Below are 19,550 nucleotides of genomic sequence, written 5' to 3'. Positions count from 1 at the left end.
CGACGACTGTTTAGGCATACTCCAGATCAACAAAAGTTTACTTTAGGCCGGGTAAACCACCCCGTCGCCGATGCTTCACGGTTGTTACCTGATCGCGACGTTCTGCCTGCTCCGGAGGGCATTCATTGCCCCGGACGGGCTGTAACATGGGCCAAATAGGGTGACGGATATCACAAGCTGGACATCTCGACCGCATCGCACCAGGTTTTACCTTCCGTCACCTTGACTGTTCGCATCGGTTGCAATGGCGCAACCCACACCACCCCATGTGGAGGTTTTCATTTTGAGAAGCACACCGAGAGGCCTGTCGCAAAGACGGCGCGGCAGATTGCTGAAAGCTGTGGGGGCCGTTTTTGCCGCCGTCGCCGCACTGCTGCTGATCGTCGCGCCGGCATCGCAGGCCACGAGCCCCGCACCGGCACCATCACCGTCGGCAACCACGTCTCAACCGACCGGGACGTTTACCAACAACATCAGCGGATTCCTGCGCGGCGACGACCGCACCCCGCTTGTCGGCGTAGAAATCAGTGCCACCGGCGACGGCTTCACCGGGTCGACGAAATCCGCGGAAAACGGTTCGTGGTCCATTGGTGTCCCGAAGCAGGGAACCTATGAGGTCAAACTCAACGAATCCACCCTCCCGGACGGCCGCAAGCTCGCAGCCGGCCAGGAGAACCCCCGCCAGGTCACCTTTAGCCAGACGTCGAACCTTTCGGTGATCTTCGCCTTCGGTGAAGGCATCGTCGTCCAACAGCAGGACTTTGGCAAGAACCTGGTCAACCGCCTGGTGGCGGGCCTGAGTTTCGGACTTCTGCTGGCCCTCGCATCGGTGGGTCTGTCGCTGATTTTCGGCACTACCGGGCTGACCAACTTCGCACACGGCGAAATGGTCACCCTCGGCGCCGTCCTGGTGTTCGCTTTCAACGCCATGAACCTCCCGTTCTGGCTGGCCGTTGTGCTCGCGCTGCTCGGCGGCGGCCTCTTTGGCTACTTCCAGGACGCTGGCCTGTGGAAGCCGCTGCGCCGCCGGGGCACCGGCCTGGTGCCCATGATGATCGTCAGCATCGGCCTCGCCCTGGCCGTGCGCTACGTCATCCAGTTCTTCTTCGGCGGCGCCACCCAGCAGCTGCCGTACGCACAGAGCACGGAGATCCAGATCGGGTTGATCTCCATTTCCCCCAACAACCTGTGGTCCCTTGTGATCAGCGCCGTGGTGATCGCGCTGCTCGGGATCATCCTGCTCAAGACCCGGCTCGGCAAAGCCACCCGCGCGGTCGCCGACAACCCGGCGCTGGCGGCGGCTTCGGGCATCGACGTCGACTCTGTGATCCGGATTGTCTGGGTCACCGGCGGCATGCTGGCCTCTCTCGGCGGCATCCTGTGGGCCTACTACCGGCCCGGCGTCACCTTCGATATGGGATCGCAGATCCTGCTGCTCATCTTCGCCGGCGTCACCCTGGGTGGCCTTGGCACGGTATGGGGCGCCCTGATCGGATCCATCATCGTCGGTATCTTTGTGGAGCTGACCACCGTGTTCGGCCTCGCCGCCGACCTCAAATACGTGGGAGCACTGTTCATTATGATTATTGTCCTTCTGTTCCGGCCCCAAGGCATCTTGGGCCGGCGCGAGCGCGTGGGTTAGGAGACAGCCATGGACTTCGGATTCATATTTTCCAGTGCTGCCGGTGAACTGTTCAGCCCGACGACGGCGGCATACGCCCTCGCAACCCTCGGCCTTGCGGTTCACTTTGGCTACTCAGGCCTGCTCAACTTCGGTCAAGCCGGCTTTATGGCGGTGGGCGCCTACGGTTTCGCCATCTCCACCCTGACCTTCGGCGCCCCGTTCTTCGTCGGGCTCCTCATCGCCGTGGTGTGTTCAGCCATCTTCGCCCTGCTCCTCGGTATCCCCACCCTCCGGCTGCGGGCCGACTATTTGGCCATCGTGACAATCGCGGCGGCGGAAATCGTCCGCTACATTGTCACAACCAACCAGCTGACCGCCGTCACCGGTTCGGCCAACGGCCTCGCCGCTTTCGAAGGCGACTTCTATGCCATGAACCCTTTCCCCGAAGGTTCCTACCTGGGGATGAACAACCGCGACTTCTTCATCCGGGTTGTCGCCTGGACCGTGGTGGCCCTTCTCTGCCTGGTGATCTGGCTGCTGATGCGCAGCCCCTGGGGCCGAGTCCTTAAGGGCATCCGCGAGGACGAAAATGCTGTCCGTTCGCTGGGCAAGAACGTGTACGCCTACAAGATGCAGGCTTTGATCATCGGCGGCGTCCTCGGCGCCCTCGCAGGCATGATCTTCACCCTCCCCCGCGGCGCAGTCCAGCCGGCGAACTACGGGACCGAACTGACGTTCTTCCTCTACACCTGCCTGCTGCTTGGCGGCCTGGGCACGGTGCTGGGGCCGGTGATTGGCGCCATGATCTTCTGGGTCGTCCTGTCCCTCACACAAGGCATCCTGTATGGCCTGATCGAATCCGGCGCCGTCACCTGGCTCAACACGGTCCAGGCCGGGCAGCTGCGGTACATCCTTGTGGGTGTCGCGCTGATGCTGTTGATGATCTTCAGGCCCCAGGGTGTCCTCGGCAACAAAAAGGAGCTGGCTTTCGCATGAGCACGCAGAGCGATACACCCCGTCCCGCGGATAACCCGGAAGAAATCGACTACATGACGGATTCGCGGCCGATCGCGGCCGGGGAGACTGCTCCGGGCTGCAAAAAGCGCGACCCGATCGTGGTGGCCGAAAACGTCACCCGCAGCTTCGGCGGCATCAACGCCGTCGACGTCGAGTACCTCGAGATCCCCCGGCACAAAATCACCGCACTCATCGGGCCCAACGGCGCCGGCAAGACCACGCTGTTTAACCTGCTGACCGGCTTCGACACACCCAACACGGGCAAGTGGCAGTTCGAAGGCAACAGCCTGGCCGGCGTCTCCTCCTACAAGGTGGCCCGGATGGGCATGGTCCGCACCTTCCAGCTGACCAAGGTGATGGGCAAGCTGACGGTGATGGAAAATATGCGTCTTGGTGCCTCCAACCAGTCCGGTGAACGACTCTCCAAGGCCCTGTTCAAAGGAATCTGGGGCGGCCAGGAAAAGCAGATTACCGCCGACGCCGACGTGCTGCTGCGGAAGTTCAAGCTGGACGCCAAAAAGGACGACTATGCCGCGTCACTTTCCGGCGGCCAGCGCAAGCTCCTGGAAATGGCCCGCTCGCTGATGGTCAAGCCCAAGCTCGTGATGCTTGACGAACCGATGGCCGGCGTCAACCCCGCGCTGACCCAGTCGCTCCTGGACCACATCAAGAACCTCAAGGCTGAGGGCATGACCGTGTTGTTTGTTGAACACGACATGCACATGGTCCGGCACATCGCCGACTGGGTGGTGGTGATGGCCGAGGGCCGGATCGTAGCCGAAGGTCCGCCTGCCGACGTAATGAAGAACCCCGCCGTGATCGACGCCTACCTGGGCGCCCACCACGACGTGGATCTCGGCGATTCGGAAGGCATCAAAGAGCTCGCGGCCGAACTGGGGGCCGACGAGGAGTCGATTGTGGGCACCGACAACGCCGGCATCATCTCCCTGGATATCGTCGGTTCCGAAACGGACGCGCCGGCGGACGGCAACGGTGCCGCGCACGGCAGGCGCAGCGCAGATGAGCCGAACAGCACAGAAAAGGACACCCAATGAGCGCCACCAGTGCGGCCCCCGCCGCTACGCCAGTCCACGACGAGGATTCGGTCGTCAAGGTCACCGACCTGGTGGCGGGCTACATCCCCGGCGTTAATATCCTCAATGGCTGCAGTATCGAGGCCCGCAAGGGCGAGCTCATCGGCATCATCGGCCCCAACGGAGCCGGCAAGTCCACACTCCTGAAGGCGATGTTCGGCCTGGTGAAGGTCCACTCCGGTTCCGTTGTGGTCCGCGGCCAGGACATCACCGGGCTTAAGGCCAACAAGCTCGTCAGCCGGGGCATCGGGTTTGTGCCGCAGAACAACAACGTGTTCGCGGCGCTGACCATCGAGGAGAACCTCCAGATGGGCATGTTCCAGCGGCCCAAGGACTTTGCCGAGCGCTTCGACTTCGTCACCGGCCTGTTCCCGGAACTTGGCAAGCGGCGGGCCCAGCGCGCGGGATCACTCTCCGGCGGTGAACGCCAGATGGTGGCGATGGGCCGGGCCCTGATGATGGACCCGGCAGTGCTGCTGCTTGACGAGCCCTCCGCCGGCCTTTCCCCGGTCAAACAGGACGAGACCTTCCTCCGGGTCCACGAAATCAACCGTGCGGGCGTCTCGGTCATTATGGTCGAACAGAACGCCCGGCGCTGCCTGCAGATCTGTGACCGCGGCTACGTCCTGGACCAGGGCAAGGACGCGTACACCGGCACCGGCCGGGAACTGATGAAGGACCCCAAGGTCATCCAGCTGTACCTGGGTACGCTCGCCGACACCGTCGAGTAGTTCTCCGCAACTCCGCAGCAACAGCAGGGGCCGTCACCAACCGGTGGCGGCCCTTCTGCGCGCCCGGCGCCGCCAGCTCCGCACTCACGGGACCGGCGGGATCCCCGGTCCCGGATGCGACCGCCGGGTACCGGGTGCGGCCGCCAGTCCCCGCGCAACGGCGGCGGCGCCACGCCGGCGCAACGGCTGCGGCCGCCGGGTCCCCGCCGGGGCAACGGGTGCGGCCGCCGGCGTCCCGGCGCAACGGCGGCAGCGGCGCCACGCCGGGCAGCATCGCCACGCCGGGCAGCATTGTTGGCAGCCTTCCTCCCGGGCATACAATAGGCCCCCGCCCATTGGGCGGGGGCCTATTGCGGCTAGGGAAGGGCGAGCTTACAGCTTGCCGAATTCTTCCTTGACCGGCTTGTAGGTGTTGTCATCCTGGAACTCGTAGATGCCGATGTAGGCCTCTGTCGGGTCGCCGGCGTCGGAGAACGTTACGGGGCCGGACTGGCCGTCGTAGTCGATGTCCTTGCCGTTGCGCAGCAGGGTGACGCAGGAGGGGAAGTCGTTGCACTTTTCGCCGCCTTCAGACACGTCCTTCAGGTGCGCCGCGATGTCAGTTCCCTTGGTGCTCTTGGCTTCCTCTGCTGCCAGTGCGATCAGATTCACGGCATCGTAGGACTCGCCTGAATAGCTGTAGTCCTTCAGCGCGGGATCGATGGCCAGCAGCTTCTTCTTGAAGTCGTCCTTGGCGAAGGTGCCCGGGATGGTGCCCTGGGCACCCTTCAGGGTGCCTGCCTGGAAGTCCTTGCTGTAGTCGGACATGTTGCCGTCAACCATGAACATCTGGGTGGGCTTGACGCCCTTGCCCGTCATCAGCGGAACAATGCTCTTGGCCTGGTCAAAGGTGATCAGGGCGATGGCATCCGGCTTGGCCGCAAGCACCTTGTCCACCTGGCTGCTGAACTGCGAATCGCCTTCGTTGAAGAGTTCCTGGGCAACAACCTTGCCGCCGGCTGCCTCAAAAGCGGACTGTACGTTCTTGGCCAGGCCGGTCCCGTACGCGTCGTTCAGGACGATCATGCCAACGGTCTGGGCGCCACAGGTCGCCATGTAGTTGCCGAGGACCTTGCCCTGGAGAACGTCCGACGGGGCGGTGCGCCAGAACAAACCCTTGTCATCCCAGGCGGTGAAGTCCGGGGAGGTATTTGCCGGCGAGAACTGGATGACGCCTGCGCCGGTGATCTGGTTGATGACGGTCTTGGAGACACCCGAAGAGGCGGCACCAATGACTGCGCTGACACCCTGTCCGAGCAGGGCGCTGGTGGACTGCGTGGCAATATCGGTCTTGGTGTCACCGGAGTCGCGGTGGATGATTTCAACGGGCTTGCCCAGCACACCCCCGGCGTCATTGACTTCCTTGATACCAAGGTTGACGCCAGCGATTTCGGGCGGGCCGAGGAACGCCAGCGACCCCGTTGTCGGCAGGAGCGATCCAAGCTTAAGAGCGGTTTCGGTGGTGGTCGTGGAGGCCGGAACGGCCCCGCCGGCTGCGGCGGTCGACTTGGCGCCGGCAGTGGCGCTCGGTGCGGGGCACGCGATGCCTGCAGCGGCGTTGGCCGAAGCGGTTCCGGATCCGGACGACGACGGGGTGGACGAGCCACCACAAGCCGTAGCCAGAAGGGCAACGCCGATGCTAAGCGCGGTCAGCTTAGCGATGCGGGGTGCCGCCTGGGGGAGTGAAGTCATTTACAATCTCCTCGATCTAAAGGTGCGAACGGCCTTTGATGCGAAAGATCAGGTGTTCCTGATTTACCTTCAAGCTAGTGCACTTCCGGCCCGATCCAAAGTGACTACGGTCACATCCTTATAACACTCGTTGCATAGAGGAAATCTGGCCAGGAATCGGCAGGCGCCATAAAGTGTGCCCCAGGTGGGACTCGAACCCACAACACGCGGATTTTAAGTCCGCTGCCTCTGCCAATTGGGCTACTGGGGCGCCCGGTCCATAATAGCCCGCCGGGCGCTGGTCTCAGCGATGCCAAACGCCTCGGCGTAGTGGAAGCTTCCGCTCACCCCGCCCGGCCAGAGTGCCAGCGGCAGCAACTGGAAGTGCGGACCCCAGGCTGCACAGGGTGGCTCAACCCCGAGGGATGTCGATGGCACAAAGCCAAAGCGCGAGTAGTATTCCGGGTCGCCGAGCAGCGCGATGCCCCGCTCCCCCGCAGCGTTGGCCCGGGCAATGGTCTCCTGCATCAGCGCGCTGCCAATGCCGTGGCGCTGCAGTCTCGGCAGCACACCGATCGGCCCCAGTCCCAGCAGGTCCAGTTCGCCCGCGCGCCCGCGGGTGCTGATCACGTGCCCCACGACGGCGCCGTCGAGCTCCGCAACGATGCTGAACTCCGGCAGGAATTCGGCACAGTCAAAGAGCGCACCCACCAAACGGACTTCCCCGGGCCCGCCGTCGGCCGGCAGTCCGCTGACCGGCGAGAGCACGAAGGCGGCGGCGGTGAGGGCGAGGATGGCGGACCGGTCCGCGGGCCGCCCGGTGCGGAGCACCAGCTCCGGGGCAGGCGTGTGCTCGCCGTGCGCGGCGGACAGTTCGTGCAGCGCCTCCAGCGCCCGGTCGGCATCTGCGACGGGGACCAGGATGTGGTCATGATGGAAGCCGGCGAGGACATTGCAGCTGATTTTGGCCTCCGTGAGGGCGGTGCTGACGGCTGCCGTCAGGCCGATGGCGTCAAGCGAGGAATGTACCTTGAGGGTGATCCAGGCGCCGACGAAGCCGTAGGACAGTCCGAGGGTGTCAGCGTCCTTGCGCGGCAGGACAACAGTCATTCCTTCCGCCTCGCGAACGGCGGCTTCGATCATCCCTTCAAGCGGCCGTCCGTGCGGCCAGAGGGTGTAGACGAACTCGCCTCCGCGCAGTTCCGGGCGCATCGTGGCGAGCAGGGTGCGGAGGTCCGTTGCGGCTGTCATGGAGCCAGTCTAGGGGCCTACCCCGCCGGGGTTGGCCCGACGACGGCCGGCCCGCGCCCTTCCCGGGTGGACCTACGGCCGACCTTCCGGTTAACGGCGGCGGCGGCCGCGCCCCGGAAGGGAACGGCCGCCGTCGCGGGCAAGTGCTGGCTACTTGGCGTCAGCCGACACACTTTCCTTGCTGCTGGCCGGGCTGGCCTCTGCTGCCTGCTTCTCAGGGGCGGGAGCCGAGGCCGGCTTGGGCGCGGGCGTTGCCGCAGCGACAAATGCGCCGCGGGGGTTGTCCAAGTCGATCAGCTGGGTCGTGTCGCGGCCCATAAAGAAAGCCAGGATCCAACCGAAGATCACCCGGACCTTGCGCTCAACGGTGGGCATGGCGAATCCGTGGTAACCACGGTGTGCCAACCAGGCAAGCGGTCCCTTGAGTCCGATCCGGCCCAGAAGGTTGATGTTTGCAACACCCTTCCATTCGCCGAAACCGGCGACGGCGCCCAGGTTTTTGTGTTTGTAGTCCGTGAGCGGCTTGTCCCAGCGGGAAGCCCACAGGTTCTTGGCCAGGCGTTTGGCCTGGCGCAGCGCGTGCTGCGCGTTCGGGACGCAGGTACCGTCCGGCAGGCCGCTGCCTGTAAGGTCCGGCACTGCCGCGACGTCGCCGGCGGCCCAGGCGTTCTCGATGATGCCTTCGTCCCCGGCGATGCGCAGGTCCGCGAGGACACGGACGCGGCCGCGGGGTTCGAGCGGGAAGTCGGTGGAGCGGACCATGGGGTTGGCCTGCACACCGGCGGTCCAGACGAGGGTGTCGGCCTGGAATTCCTGGGCCGCGGTCTTGTCCGGAAGGTTGATCAGCTTCAGGGAACCTTCGGCGTTGTCCAGCGAGGTATTAAGCAGGACTTCGATGCCGCGGCTGCGCAGGTGCTCAACCACCCAGTCTGCCTGGCTGGCGGTGACCTCAGGCATAATGCGTCCCATGGCCTCGACCAGGACGAAGCGGACTTCCTCCTGGCTGATGCGGGAGTTGTTCTTGACCGCGGCGCGGGCGAGGTCTTCCATTTCGGTAATGCACTCGATGCCGGCGAAGCCGCCGCCGACGACCACGAAGGTCAGGGCGCGGGCGCGTTCAGCGGGATCGGTCATTAGCGAGCCGGCTTCGATCCGGTCCAGGACCTTGTTGCGCAGGGCGACGGCTTCCTCGATGGTCTTGAGGCCGATGCCCTTGTCCGCAAGTCCCTTGATCGGGAAGGTGCGGGTAATAGCACCGGCAGCCACCACTACGTCGAAGTAGGGAATTTCGAAGTTCTCGCCGCCGTCAGCCGGTGCGATCACTGCCGTGCGGTTTTCGTGGTCGATCGAGGTGACGCGGCCCTGAATGAGCTCTGTCTGCTTGAGGTGCTGGCGGTGCGAGACGACGGCGTGCCGTGCCTCGATGTTTCCGCCGGCAACCTCGGGGAGGAAGGGCTGATAGGTCATGTACGGCAGTGGATCAACCACGGTGACAATGCCACCGGCGTTAGCGATCTTCTTCTGCAGTTTGAGGGCTACGTACAGGCCGACGTATCCGCCGCCGACGACGAGTACCCTGGGACGGTCCTGGAGCTGAGGGGAGAATGCCATTCCCCAAGATTACCGTACTTTGTGAAAAACTTCACTAACTATGGTTTTCCGTTGGAATCCACCGAATCGAGCACACCGGTATCGGCGGCGGCCGGGCCGTCGGGGCTTCCCTGGCCGGCCGTCCGGGCGCCACGGCGGAGCTGGAAGGCTGCGGCGGCCAGGATGCAGAGGAAAAGCCCGCCGAAGCCCAGCACCACCATGGCCGGCACGGCAGCATCGAGCTCGGACGGGCGCTCCGCGACGGGGACTGTGGGTTCCGGCAGGGTGGGCGCCGCGCTGGAGGGCACGGCGGGTGCCGGCGCGGGCGCCGTCGCCAGGTTTCCCCGCCGGTGGACCCGGATCCAGTCCGAAATCGTGCCAAGTGGATTGATTTTGGTGTCCGGCACGTCGGCCTTGAGCGCCGCCTCGGCGTCGAGGATCCCGAACCCGTATAACGGATCCTTCCCCGGAGCGCCGGCGTCCTTGGCGGTGGTGACTATTCTGTTGATGACCTGGCTGGCCGTCATGTCCGGCCATTTGGAGCGGATCAGCGCCGCGACCCCGGCCACGATCGGGGTAGCACCCGAGGTGCCGGCCCACTCTGCGTAGCCGCCGCCGGGCAAGCCTCCGATCAGGTTTTCCGCGGGCGCCGCAACGCCGATGCTGATGCCCTGGGATGAGGAGTCAATACTGGCAATTCCCTTGCGGTCCAGCCCGGCGACAGTCAGCACGCCCGGGATGGTTGCCGGCGCACCAACCTGGACGTTGCCGCCCCCGCGGTTACCCGCAGCTGCAACAATCACCACGTCCTTCTGTTCGGCGTACAGGAATGCCGCGTCCCAGCTCTGCGGCCACTCGGGCGAGGTGCTGCCAAGGGAGATATTGATGACGCGGGCGCCGTTATCGACGGCCCAGCGGACGGCCTGGGGTATCTGGTCCTGGTCGGTCTTACCGCCGGGGTTCGGCGATCCGAGCCAGGTGGAGACGGAGAGCAACTGCGCTTCGGGCGCGACCCCCACGATGCCGTCCGGCGCGACGGACGGGGCGGGGCCGGCACTGGGTGTGGCAGTTGCACCGGCAGGCTGATGTCCCCGGCCCGCCAGCATGGTCGCGACCAGGGTTCCGTGCTCGGGCTTGGCACCGATGCTCTTCTGGCCGTCAGGACTGCCGGCGCCGGAGATGTCGACGCCGCCGGCAAGCACCCCGGCCAGATCGGGGTGTTTGCCGTCCACGCCGCTGTCAATCACGGCAACCTTGACGTTGGCGCCCCTGGAAACTTCCCAGGCCTTGGTGATGCCGGATTCTGCCAGCCAGTATTCCTTGTCGCGCCAGGGGTCGGCGTGCGCGGCAGGGGCAGCCGTCAGGGTGGCCGCCAACGCGCCGCCGGCAAGGGCCACGGCCATCAACGCGGAGGCGGTCCGGCGGCGCCGGGCTGTTGCTCTGGTCATTCGGGTCCTATCGGCGGGTCAGCTTTGGGCGCTGCGGTGTGGTGGCGGCGCGAAACGCCGGGCGGGATGCGGGGACGGTGTGAGGCCGGGTGGCGCGTCCGGCCAACGCAGTCAAGCCAAGCGGCCGCTTAGCTGATACTCAAGGCAATTCCATCAAGAATATCGTGTTCGCTGGTCACTGCCGTCCCGACCCTGCCCTGGGTTACCGCGGCCAGCCGATCCACAGCGCGCCGCCAGACGAGGGCACCCGCTCCGATGACATCTACCCGGCCCGGGTGCATGTAGGGCAGGACGGCCCGGTCCGCACGTGACATCTCCAGCAGTTCGGTGCAGGCCCGGCGTATGGCGTCGAGCGAAAGTTCGGTGCCGTGGATCGCAGCGGAGGAGTACTCCTCCAGCGCGAGCGCATGGGCGGTGATGGTGGTGATGGAACCGGCCACCCCAACGACGGCGGCAGTTTGGTCCAGCGGGACTGCACCGGCGGCCTCATCGAGGGCAGCGTCGACGTCTGCCTCCGCAGCGGCGATCTCTGCTGCCGTGGGCGGGTCGCTGCGCAGGTGGCGTTCGGTCAGCCGCACACAGCCAATGTCAACGCTCCTGGCGGCAATAACACCGCCGGCGTTGCCCAGCACAAACTCGGTACTGCCCCCGCCGAGGTCCACCACAAGGACGGGATCCGCGCCCCGGGAGGGCAGGACGCTGCTCGCGCCCGCGAAGGACAGGGCGGCCTCGCTGTCCCCGCTGATGACCTCAGGTTCGACGGCCAGGAGCCCGCGGATGCCATCAACGAAGACCTGCCGGTTGCGGGCATCGCGGGTGGCCGAAGTCGCCACAAAACGGACTTTGGTGGCCGCATGCCGGCGGATCTGCTCGGCATAGTCGCTGGCGGCGGCGAAGGTCCGGTCGAGGGCCTCCCGGGAGAGTTCGCCGGTGGCGTCCACGCCCTGGCCGAGCCTGACGACGCGCATTTCGCGCACAACGTCGTTCAGCCGGGGTGCCGGGCCGGCCGTGTCCACATCGGCGATCAGCAACCGGATCGAGTTGGTGCCGCAGTCGATGGCGGCGACGCGGGTCATTTGCCGGCTCCGGCGGTTTCGGTCCCGGGCGTGATGCCGGGGTCCTCGGGACGTGCCTTACGGACCGGGGCCGGCCGGCCGACGATCGCCGGCAGCCCCTGCGGGCCGTGCCTGCTCAGGTCCTGGGAGGGGGCCTCGCCGCCGGTGTGCCAGGCGCCGTCGCAGTAGCAGCGCTCCTGTGTCCACCATTCGCTGATGGCCGCAATAGCCTCGTCGCCGAGCGGATTCACACCCGGTCCTGCTGCGAGCGACTGGCCCACCAGGACGTGCAGGCATTTGACGCGGGTGGGCATACCCCCGGCGGAGATGCCGTCAATTTCGGGCACGGGACCGATTCCGGACCTGGCGCCGATCTCCGCACGGGACGCGAGGTAGGCCCGGTGGGCGGCCCGGTAGTCCAGGGCCAGTTCCGCGTCCGCCCCGAGCCGTTCGTTCATCTCGTTCATCAGGCCGGCAGCTTCAAGCCGCGAGACCGCGGATGTGATGACCGGGTGGGTGAGGTAGAAGGTCGTGGGGAAGGGTGTGCCGTTGCTCAGCCGTGGGGACGTGGCCGCTACCAGCGGGTTGCCGCACACGCAGCGGGCCGGGATCTCCACGACGTCCCGCACGGGGCGTCCCAACTGCCGGCTCAGGACATCGAGGTCACGGGCCGAGGGCCGGCGGGTTTCCGCCACGGACCGGGCCGTCTCAGGGGATCCCGGATTCACTGCAGTCGGGGTCTGGTCCACTCGGTTCTCGTCCACGGGCGCGGCACCTTCCTGCCCTGTCTGGATTGTCGGTCCGACGATCCTGCGGCGGGCGCCGCTTTTTTAGTCTGTTGCCGAGCGCCGGATCGAGTCCCAGAGGGAATCGACCCAAGGCAGCTCGGCCGGGTCTTGTTGGGATTGCGCCCCGGCCGCGCCACTGCCCGCCCCGGCAGGCAAATCGCTGCCGAAGACCCAGTAGCCCGTTTCGCCGGGCATAACCATGTTAATGCGGTCCCGGGCCTGCTGCTTTACATAGTTCGGATCCTGCCACCGCGAGACCTGGCGTTTAAGCTCATTTTGCTGCGACTGCTTGGCGGAGATGTCCGCCTGGAGTTCGGCTATTTCGCCGCGTTTTTCAATGAAGATCTTGACCGTGGGCGCCAGCATGATCGTGATGGCAATCATCACGACCAAAAGCGCCAGCATGCGTCCGGAGAAGGCTTTCGCCGGCACGGGGTCGAGGTGTTCTCCGCCGGCTTCGGCACCGGCCTTGGACGTGCCCGTGCCGCTCGTGGCCGCTCCGGGCACAGCGTTGCGCGGGGCCGGTGTACGGCGTGCAGCGCCGGCCTGCCGTGTCGAGGGTGCAGTGCCGGCGTGCTGGCCCGCGGTGCGGCCGGATCCGCGCCCATCCGCCGCGGCGTTGCTGTCCTCGTGGCCCGCTGCTCCGCGGGAGCCGCCGAAATCAGCCTCGATGACGTCGCCGGTGGCCGGAGACTTCGGGGCCGCGGGCGTGGCCCGGGGAACCTTGGGTCGGCGGGTAGCCATCTCACTCCTGTAATGCCAGGTTCTCCCCCGGCTGGCTTGCTGCATTCAGTGCTGGGTCCCGCGGCCCGCGGCACAGGCGAGGGGCCGGGGTGCTGCTCCGCTCGTACGGTGCCACGAGGCCGGTCTCAAAAACAAACCGGCAGCCATGGTCTTTCAACCATAGCCACCGGTTTTGTGTTCCTGCGGTTATTAGCCCTTGAAACGCGGGAAAGCGCTGCGGCCGGCGTAGCGTGCGGCGTCGTCGAGTTCCTCTTCGATCCGCAGCAGCTGGTTGTACTTGGCGACACGCTCGGACCGCGCCGGAGCCCCGGTTTTAATCTGCCCCGCGTTGGTGGCAACGGCGATGTCGGCGATTGTGGTGTCCTCGGTCTCGCCGGAGCGGTGTGAGGTGATGGTGGTGTACCCGGCGCGCTGCGCGAGGGAAACGGCATCCAGGGTTTCGGTCAGGGAACCGATCTGGTTGACCTTCACCAGCAGCGAGTTGGCGGTTGCCGAATCGATGCCGGTCTGCAGGCGTTCGGGGTTGGTGACGAAGAGATCGTCACCGACGATCTGGACCTTGTCGCCGATGGCGTCGGTGAGGGCCTTCCAGCCCTCCCAGTCGTTTTCGTCCAGCGGATCCTCGATGGAGACCAGCGGGTAGTCGGCCACGAGCTCGGCGTAGTAGGCGCTCATCTCCGTAGAGCTAAGGGATTTGCCCTCGAACTGGTAGGCGCCGTCCGTGAAGAACTCCGAAGAGGCGACGTCCAGGGCGAGTGCAATGTCCTGGCCCGGGGTGTAGCCGGCGTTCCGGATGGCTTCCTGGATGAGGTCCAGGGCAGCCCGGTTGGAGGGCAGGTTGGGCGCAAAGCCGCCCTCGTCGCCGAGGCCGGTGGACAGGCCCTTTGCCTGCAGGACCGCTTTGAGCGCGTGGTAGACCTCCACGCCCCAGCGCAGTCCTTCGGAGAAGGTCTCGGCGCCGAGCGGGACAACCATGAATTCCTGGATGTCGACGTCGGAGTCGGCGTGCGAGCCGCCGTTGAGGATGTTCATCAGCGGCACGGGCAGGACGTGGGCGTTCGGTCCGCCGAGGTACTTGTACAGCGGCAGGTCAGCGGAGGCTGCGGCGGCGTTGGCGACGGCCAGGGATACGCCCAGGATGGCGTTCGCGCCGAGCTTGCTCTTGTTGGCGGTTCCGTCCAGGTCAATCATCGACTGGTCGATGCTGCGCTGGTCAGTGGCGTCGAAACCGATCAGGGCCGGGGCGATCTGGTCGATGACCGCGTCGACGGCCTTCTGGACGCCCTTGCCGAGGTACCGGTCCTTGTCCCCGTCGCGGAGTTCAACGGCTTCGTGCTCGCCGGTGGAGGCTCCGGAGGGAACTGCTGCACGGCCGATCTGGCCGTCCGAGAGCAGGACTTCAACTTCTACGGTGGGGTTGCCACGGGAATCGAGGATCTCGCGGGCGTGGATGGCATCGATAAGCGCCATGGATAGGCTCCTTAGGGTGAAGCGATCTGCTGGGAATCTGATGGGATATGAGGCTGGGAATCAAGCTGAAAAACCGACGTCCTCGTCGCTACCAGCCTAGTCGAGAGTGGGATAAGTTACAGAAAGCTATCCGGCGGCGGACGTCATTTTGGCCGATTAGGGTGACCGCGGCGGGTGTTGGCCGTCCTGGAAGCGGCGGTTGGCGCCGCGGAGGGCCCGTTCGGCGTCCAGGCCCCGGGCCCGGGCGGCGGCCGCGATTGCGAACAGCAGGTCCCCGAGTTGCTCTTCCGAGGGCGGAACCGCTATCCCTACCGGCCCGGTTGACGGCGGGAAGCCGGCCCGTTTGGCGCGGTCCTGGAGTTTTTGCGCCCGTGCCAGCGCGGGAAGGGCTGCGGGGATACCGCCGAGGGCTCCGTTGGCTTCCGGGCCGGCGGGGACGAGCCGTTCCGAGCGCTTAACCGCGTCCCAGGTTCGGACGATTTCCTCAACCGTGGCCGGAAAGGACTCCTGCAGCGAACCGTCCCGGCGGAACACATGCGGGTTGCGCCGGACCATTTTGGCCGTGAGTCCGCGGGCCACGTCGTCGAGGTCGAAGGCGCCGCGTTCCTGGGCGAGCCGGGCATGGAGGACCACCTGAAGCAGGACGTCGCCCAGTTCGGCTTTCAGCTCAGCGTCGCCACCGGCCGTCTCGATGGTTTCGGCCACCTCGAAGGCCTCCTCAAGCAGGTACTCCACGAGGGATTCATGGGTGAGGGCAGCCATCCAGGGGCAGTGGGCGCGCAGCGCGCCAATCGTCTCCGCCAGCGTTTCGACAGCACCGGCCGTCCCGCGGACCCCGGCTGCCGCGGGTCCGCCCAGCGGCGGGCCCGCGGCGTCCTCCAGGCTAGCCAAGGTCGGCGTAAGCCTCGTTGATGTACTCGACGAGGGCTTCCTTCTCCTCCAGCGGCAGGAAAGCGGCCTCGGCCGCGTTCAGCGTCAGTTCCAGCAGGTCATCGAGGTCGTAGTCGAAAGTCTCGACCAGCAGCTCGAACTCATCCGTGAGCGTCACGCCGCTCATCAGCCGGTTGTCGGTGTTGATGGTGACGTTGAAGCCGAGCTGGTAAAGCATGTCCAGCGGGTGGCTTTCGATGCCCTCGCCGAACCCTGCCACGGCGCCGGTCTGCAGGTTGGAGGAAGGGCAGATCTCCAGGGCGATGCCGCGGTCGCGGACCCAGCTGGCCAGGTCACCCAAGGTCACCATGCCGATGTTGTCATCGAGCTCGTCCCCGGCACCGTCGGCATCGTCGTCTGCTTCGAATTCAACGGTGACGTCCTCGGCGATCCGGACGCCGTGGCCCAAGCGCAGAGCGCGGCCGTCGACCAGCGCCGATTGGATGCTTTCAAGGCCGGCCGCTTCCCCGGCATGCACCGTCGCCGGGAAGTTGTGCTGGGCAAGGTAGGTGAAGGCGTCCTTGAACCGGGATGGCAGGAAGCCGTCTTCGGCGCCGGCGATGTCGAAGCCTACGGCACCGTTGTTGCGGTGGCGGACCGCCAGTTCCGCGATTTCCTGGCCACGGTCGGCATGGCGCATGGCGGTGATGAGCTGGCCGACCTGGATGTCGCGGCCGGTCTCGGCGACGGCATCCACACCGGCCTCCAGGCCGGCCTGTACGGCTTCGACGGCCTCGTCCAGGCTCAGGCCCTGCTGGAGGTGCTGTTCGGGGGCCCAGCGCACTTCACCGTAGACAACACCGTCGTCGGCGAGGTCTTCGACGAATTCCTGGGCGACACGGAAGAGTCCGGCCTTGGTCTGCATCACGGCGATGGTGTGGTCGAAGGTCTCCAGGTAGCGGACCAGGGAGCCGGAGTCCGCGGATTCGCGGAACCACTCCCCCAGTGCGACCGGATCGGTGGAGGGCAGGGTGTGTCCCGCGGCCTCGGCAAGTTCAATGATGGTGGCCGGACGGAGTCCGCCGTCCAGGTGGTCGTGAAGGGAAACCTTGGGGAGGCCCTTCAGGTCAAAGTCGAGGTCAGGGGCAGCGTCAAGAATTATCTCAGTCACGTTCCAACCTTAGGGTCCGATGCCGTGCAATACCAGCCGGGCCCGGAGCCAGGAATCAGGCTTCGACGTCCGCCGGTGTCTCCCGGGTCTTGGGCGCCGGTGCAGTGCCGGAAGCCTGGCCCGGCGAGCCGGCAGCGCCTGCCGGGGCGGGTCCGGTCTTGGCTGTGGCGCCAGCGTTGGCGGATCGGCCGGCTGCCGTGGCGGCGCCCCGGGCGTCGCGCCAGCGGTGCAGCCAGGTCAGGAGGTGATCGACGACAATACCCAGCACAATGGCGAAGGCGATGGCGATGCCGACGCCCAGCAGGGGGTGTTCATGGACCCAGTTGCCGGCGAGGATGCCAACACCGGCCGAATACGCGACCCAGGTGACTGAGGCGCAGATGTCCAGGATGACGAAGCGCCGGCGCGGGTAGGCGGTGGTACCGGCAATCCAGTTGACCGCCACGCGCCCGACCGGAATGTAGCGGGCCGTGAAGATCAGCATGGCGCCACGTTTGTCCAGTTCGTAGCGGGCCCAGTTCAGCGCCCGCTGGACCTTGGGCCTGCGCATCCAGCGGAAGCGCTCGACGCCGACATGCCGGCCCAGCAGGTAGGCCATGTTGTCGCCGGCAATAGCGCCGACGGCGGCCGCTGCCATCACAAACCACATGTTCGGCTGCCCGGATGTCACGGACAGGGCACCCAGGGCGACGATCAGGGTTTCGCTCGGCAGAATCGGCACAAATCCGTCAATGAAGCAGAAGATCGTCAGAATTGGAAAAATCCACCATTGACCCGCGGCATGGAGAATTGCCTCATTGATAAATTCCACGCGGGCGTTGCTCCTAGGAAAGTGGTGAAAAGCGCTCTTCAGTGTCCCATGTCGGAAACGGATACGCTACGTTCCCGGCGGATGAATCTCCCGGTTTCAGCGCTCAGTCGGTTGGGACCCGGCAGGCGGGACCGGCAGTTCGGGCTCCACGGGCAGGGTTCCGCGGAGCCTGCGGATGAGGACGTCCACCAGGATGCCCAGGCCGATCGCGCAAATCACGGCGACGATGACCCCGAGCAGGTGGTTCTCCGCAAACCATTGGCCAAAAAACAGTCCCGTTGCGACCGAGTACAAGGCCCAGAGCACCGCGGAGAGCACCGTCAACCCAACAAAGCGCGGACGCGGGAACCCGGTGGCGCCGGCCGTCAGGTTGACCGCCACCCGGCCGATCGGGACGAACCGCGCCACCAGGACCAGGGAGGCGGGCCGTTTGCGCAGCTCGGTGCCGGCCCAGCGGAACGCACGCTGCATACGATGCCCGCGCGACCAGGCCCAGCGCTGCGTGCCGGTGTTGCGGCCGATCAGGTAGGCGATGTTGTCCCCGAGGAACGCGCCCGCGGCCGCCGTCGCGGCGAGCAGCAACGCGTTGGGAACACCGGCGCTGGCCGCCACCGAGGCCAGTCCGACGACCACGGATTCGCTGGGAACAGGCGGGAAGAAGCCGTCAATCACGCAGCATACAAACACCAGGAGGAGCACCCAGGGTTGGCCTGCGGCGGCAAGGATGAAGTCGTTGATTGCCTGCACGGTTTCCTAACAAACAACGGGAGGACTGCTGTTGTGCAAGTGTACTGCCGGCTTGCCCTATCACTTGTGGCGGCCAAACCCCGAGGGTTGGCCCACCGCCGATAGGGCAACCCGGCGGCTAGGCGATGCGGTCGATGATGAGCTGCTGCGCCGGGCGGGACCCTTCCGGGGCAATCACCACGGCATGTTCGAGGGCTTCCCTGGCCCGTTCGAACTTCTCCGGGGTATCCGTCAGCAGCGTCATCAGCGGTTCGCCGGCTTTGACCGTCGCGCCGGGTTTGGCGTGCATCCGCACCCCGGCACCGGCCTGGACCTGGTCCTCCTTGCGCGCGCGTCCGGCACCAAGGCGCCAGGCTGCGACTCCGACGGCCATCGCGTCGAGCTCCACCAGCACGCCGTCGGCGGGCGCGTAGAGCACTTCGGATTCCCTGGCTACCGGGAGGGTTGCCCGCGGGTCGCCGCCCTGCGCCTCGATCATGCGGTTCCAGACGTCCATCGCCCGGCCGTCCTTCAGCGCCGCCCGGGGATCGGCGTCGTGGACGCCTGCGCAGGCGAGCATCTCCTCCGCGAGCCGGACCGTGAGCTCCACAACGTCCTCCGGTCCGCCGCCGGCAAGGACCTCCACCGATTCCTCGACCTCGATCGCGTTGCCGGCGGTGAGGCCCAGCGGTGTGTTCATGTTGGTGAGCAGGGCCACTGTGTTAACACCGGCGTCCTTGCCCAGGGCCACCATGGTCTCGGCGAGTTCGCGGGCGCGCGCCTCGTTTTTCATAAACGCGCCGCTGCCGACCTTGACGTCCAGCACCAAGGATCCGGTGCCCTCCGCGATTTTTTTGCTCATGATCGACGACGCGATCAGCGGGATGGCCTCGACGGTGCCCGTGACGTCCCGCAGGGCGTAGAGCTTCTTATCCGCCGGAGCCAGCCCGGCCCCGGCTGCGCAGATGACGGCTCCGACGTCCTGGAGCTGCGCCAGCATTTCCTCGTTGCTCAGCGCGGCGCGCCAACCCGGGATCGACTCGAGCTTGTCCAGGGTGCCGCCGGTGTGGCCCAGGCCGCGACCGGACAGCTGCGGGACAGCAACGCCGAAGACCGCCACCAGGGGTGCCAGCGGCAGGGTGATCTTATCTCCGACGCCGCCGGTGGAGTGCTTGTCGGAGGTGGGCTTTACGCTGCCGTCGGGCCGGCGCAGGCTGGAGAAGTCCATCCGTTCACCGGAAGCGATCATCGCCGCGGTCCAGCGTGAAATCTCGGCCCGGTCCATGCCGTTAAGCAGGATTGCCATGTTCAAGGCGGCCATCTGCTCGTCGGCGATCGCGCCGCGGGTGTACGCGTCGATCGTCCAGTCAATTTGGGCGGGACTGAGCACACCCTTGTCACGCTTGATGCGGATGATGTCGACGGCGTCAAACGATTCGGTCATGTTCGG

General features: G+C 66.0%; 17 protein-coding genes and 1 tRNA gene. 4 read left to right on the top strand and 14 right to left on the bottom strand.

Features of this window, described 5'->3' with window-relative positions:
* Positions 1-340 precede the first annotated feature (340 nt).
* Genes QI450_RS02990 through QI450_RS02975 form a run of 4 tightly spaced genes read left to right on the top strand, consistent with a single transcriptional unit; the run spans position 341 to position 4,466 of the window.
* A complete protein-coding gene (locus QI450_RS02990; protein WP_226775037.1) occupies positions 341-1,642 on the top strand; it encodes a branched-chain amino acid ABC transporter permease in 1,302 nt (433 codons plus the stop codon).
* A 9-nt stretch (positions 1,643-1,651) separates the two neighbouring features.
* Positions 1,652-2,620, top strand: coding sequence for a branched-chain amino acid ABC transporter permease (locus tag QI450_RS02985; protein WP_226775038.1), 969 nt, complete (start codon positions 1,652-1,654; stop codon positions 2,618-2,620).
* The gene (locus QI450_RS02980; protein ID WP_226775039.1) at positions 2,617-3,696 is read left to right on the top strand and encodes an ABC transporter ATP-binding protein; all 1,080 of its coding nucleotides are present in this window, start codon (positions 2,617-2,619) and stop codon (positions 3,694-3,696) included. Before QI450_RS02985 ends, QI450_RS02980 begins: the two co-directional genes overlap by 4 nt.
* Positions 3,693-4,466: an ABC transporter ATP-binding protein gene (locus tag QI450_RS02975; protein WP_226775040.1), complete on the top strand. Its 774-nt coding sequence runs from the start codon at positions 3,693-3,695 to the stop codon at positions 4,464-4,466. Before QI450_RS02980 ends, QI450_RS02975 begins: the two co-directional genes overlap by 4 nt.
* A gap of 372 nt (positions 4,467-4,838) precedes the next feature.
* Here the strand turns inward: QI450_RS02975 and QI450_RS02970 are convergent, their stop codons facing one another.
* From QI450_RS02970 to QI450_RS02905, 14 genes are all read right to left on the bottom strand, one after another.
* Complete coding sequence (locus QI450_RS02970; RefSeq protein WP_226775041.1) at positions 4,839-6,197, bottom strand: ABC transporter substrate-binding protein; 1,359 nt, start codon at positions 6,195-6,197, stop codon at positions 4,839-4,841.
* A gap of 176 nt (positions 6,198-6,373) precedes the next feature.
* Positions 6,374-6,447, bottom strand: a tRNA-Leu gene (locus QI450_RS02965).
* Entirely contained in the window at positions 6,438-7,427 is a 990-nt protein-coding gene (locus QI450_RS02960) for an N-acetyltransferase (protein ID WP_226775042.1), read from the bottom strand. The genes QI450_RS02965 and QI450_RS02960 overlap by 10 nt, the downstream gene beginning before the upstream one ends.
* A gap of 150 nt (positions 7,428-7,577) precedes the next feature.
* Positions 7,578-9,038 (bottom strand): FAD-dependent oxidoreductase, encoded by a 1,461-nt coding sequence (locus QI450_RS02955; RefSeq protein WP_226775043.1) that lies wholly within the window; start codon positions 9,036-9,038, stop codon positions 7,578-7,580.
* A 38-nt stretch (positions 9,039-9,076) separates the two neighbouring features.
* On the bottom strand, positions 9,077-10,465 hold the full coding sequence (locus QI450_RS02950) for a S8 family serine peptidase (protein WP_282468096.1): 1,389 nt from the start codon (positions 10,463-10,465) through the stop codon (positions 9,077-9,079).
* 128 nt (positions 10,466-10,593) lie between these two features.
* Positions 10,594-11,541, bottom strand: a complete 948-nt coding sequence (locus QI450_RS02945; protein ID WP_226775045.1) for a Ppx/GppA phosphatase family protein — start codon at positions 11,539-11,541, stop codon at positions 10,594-10,596.
* Positions 11,538-12,248, bottom strand: a complete 711-nt coding sequence (locus tag QI450_RS02940) for a DUF501 domain-containing protein (protein WP_226775060.1) — start codon at positions 12,246-12,248, stop codon at positions 11,538-11,540. Before QI450_RS02940 ends, QI450_RS02945 begins: the two co-directional genes overlap by 4 nt.
* A gap of 102 nt (positions 12,249-12,350) precedes the next feature.
* On the bottom strand, positions 12,351-13,052 hold the full coding sequence (locus QI450_RS02935) for a septum formation initiator family protein (protein ID WP_226775046.1): 702 nt from the start codon (positions 13,050-13,052) through the stop codon (positions 12,351-12,353).
* Positions 13,053-13,241: 189 nt separating this feature from the next.
* Positions 13,242-14,522 (bottom strand): phosphopyruvate hydratase, encoded by a 1,281-nt coding sequence (eno, locus tag QI450_RS02930; protein WP_226775047.1) that lies wholly within the window; start codon positions 14,520-14,522, stop codon positions 13,242-13,244.
* A 156-nt stretch (positions 14,523-14,678) separates the two neighbouring features.
* Positions 14,679-15,284 (bottom strand): MazG nucleotide pyrophosphohydrolase domain-containing protein, encoded by a 606-nt coding sequence (locus QI450_RS02925; RefSeq protein ID WP_226775061.1) that lies wholly within the window; start codon positions 15,282-15,284, stop codon positions 14,679-14,681.
* 121 nt (positions 15,285-15,405) lie between these two features.
* Positions 15,406-16,563 (bottom strand): adenosine deaminase, encoded by a 1,158-nt coding sequence (locus QI450_RS02920; protein WP_226775048.1) that lies wholly within the window; start codon positions 16,561-16,563, stop codon positions 15,406-15,408.
* A 55-nt stretch (positions 16,564-16,618) separates the two neighbouring features.
* Positions 16,619-17,374 carry a DedA family protein gene (locus tag QI450_RS02915; protein WP_282468095.1) on the bottom strand — a complete coding sequence of 252 codons (756 nt, stop codon included), beginning with the start codon at positions 17,372-17,374 and terminating at the stop codon, positions 16,619-16,621.
* Positions 17,375-17,470: 96 nt separating this feature from the next.
* Positions 17,471-18,121, bottom strand: coding sequence for a DedA family protein (locus QI450_RS02910; RefSeq protein WP_226775050.1), 651 nt, complete (start codon positions 18,119-18,121; stop codon positions 17,471-17,473).
* A gap of 118 nt (positions 18,122-18,239) precedes the next feature.
* Positions 18,240-19,544 carry a thymidine phosphorylase gene (locus QI450_RS02905; protein ID WP_226775062.1) on the bottom strand — a complete coding sequence of 435 codons (1,305 nt, stop codon included), beginning with the start codon at positions 19,542-19,544 and terminating at the stop codon, positions 18,240-18,242.
* Positions 19,545-19,550: the final 6 nt, after the last annotated feature.

Origin of the sequence: Arthrobacter sp. EM1, assembly GCF_029964055.1 — a bacterium.
Lineage (GTDB): Bacteria > Actinomycetota > Actinomycetes > Actinomycetales > Micrococcaceae > Arthrobacter.
Note: the sequence above shows the minus strand (reverse complement) of the source record. Positions and strands in the feature narration are given on the sequence as shown.

Excerpts from the sequence above, each read along its gene's own strand:
- QI450_RS02960 (WP_226775042.1), bottom strand. The coding sequence starts at position 7,427 with ATGACAGCCGCAACGGACCTCCGCACCCTGCTCGCCACGATGCGCCCG.
- QI450_RS02905 (WP_226775062.1), bottom strand. The coding sequence starts at position 19,544 with ATGACCGAATCGTTTGACGCCGTCGACATCATCCGCATCAAGCGTGAC.
- QI450_RS02975 (WP_226775040.1), top strand. The coding sequence starts at position 3,693 with ATGAGCGCCACCAGTGCGGCCCCCGCCGCTACGCCAGTCCACGACGAG.
- QI450_RS02945 (WP_226775045.1), bottom strand. The coding sequence starts at position 11,541 with ATGACCCGCGTCGCCGCCATCGACTGCGGCACCAACTCGATCCGGTTG.
- eno (WP_226775047.1), bottom strand. The coding sequence starts at position 14,522 with ATGGCGCTTATCGATGCCATCCACGCCCGCGAGATCCTCGATTCCCGT.
- QI450_RS02925 (WP_226775061.1), bottom strand. The coding sequence starts at position 15,284 with ATGGCTGCCCTCACCCATGAATCCCTCGTGGAGTACCTGCTTGAGGAG.
- QI450_RS02955 (WP_226775043.1), bottom strand. The coding sequence starts at position 9,038 with ATGGCATTCTCCCCTCAGCTCCAGGACCGTCCCAGGGTACTCGTCGTC.
- QI450_RS02935 (WP_226775046.1), bottom strand. The coding sequence starts at position 13,052 with ATGGCTACCCGCCGACCCAAGGTTCCCCGGGCCACGCCCGCGGCCCCG.
- QI450_RS02985 (WP_226775038.1), top strand. The coding sequence starts at position 1,652 with ATGGACTTCGGATTCATATTTTCCAGTGCTGCCGGTGAACTGTTCAGC.
- QI450_RS02970 (WP_226775041.1), bottom strand. The coding sequence starts at position 6,197 with ATGACTTCACTCCCCCAGGCGGCACCCCGCATCGCTAAGCTGACCGCG.
- QI450_RS02980 (WP_226775039.1), top strand. The coding sequence starts at position 2,617 with ATGAGCACGCAGAGCGATACACCCCGTCCCGCGGATAACCCGGAAGAA.
- QI450_RS02950 (WP_282468096.1), bottom strand. The coding sequence starts at position 10,465 with ATGACCAGAGCAACAGCCCGGCGCCGCCGGACCGCCTCCGCGTTGATG.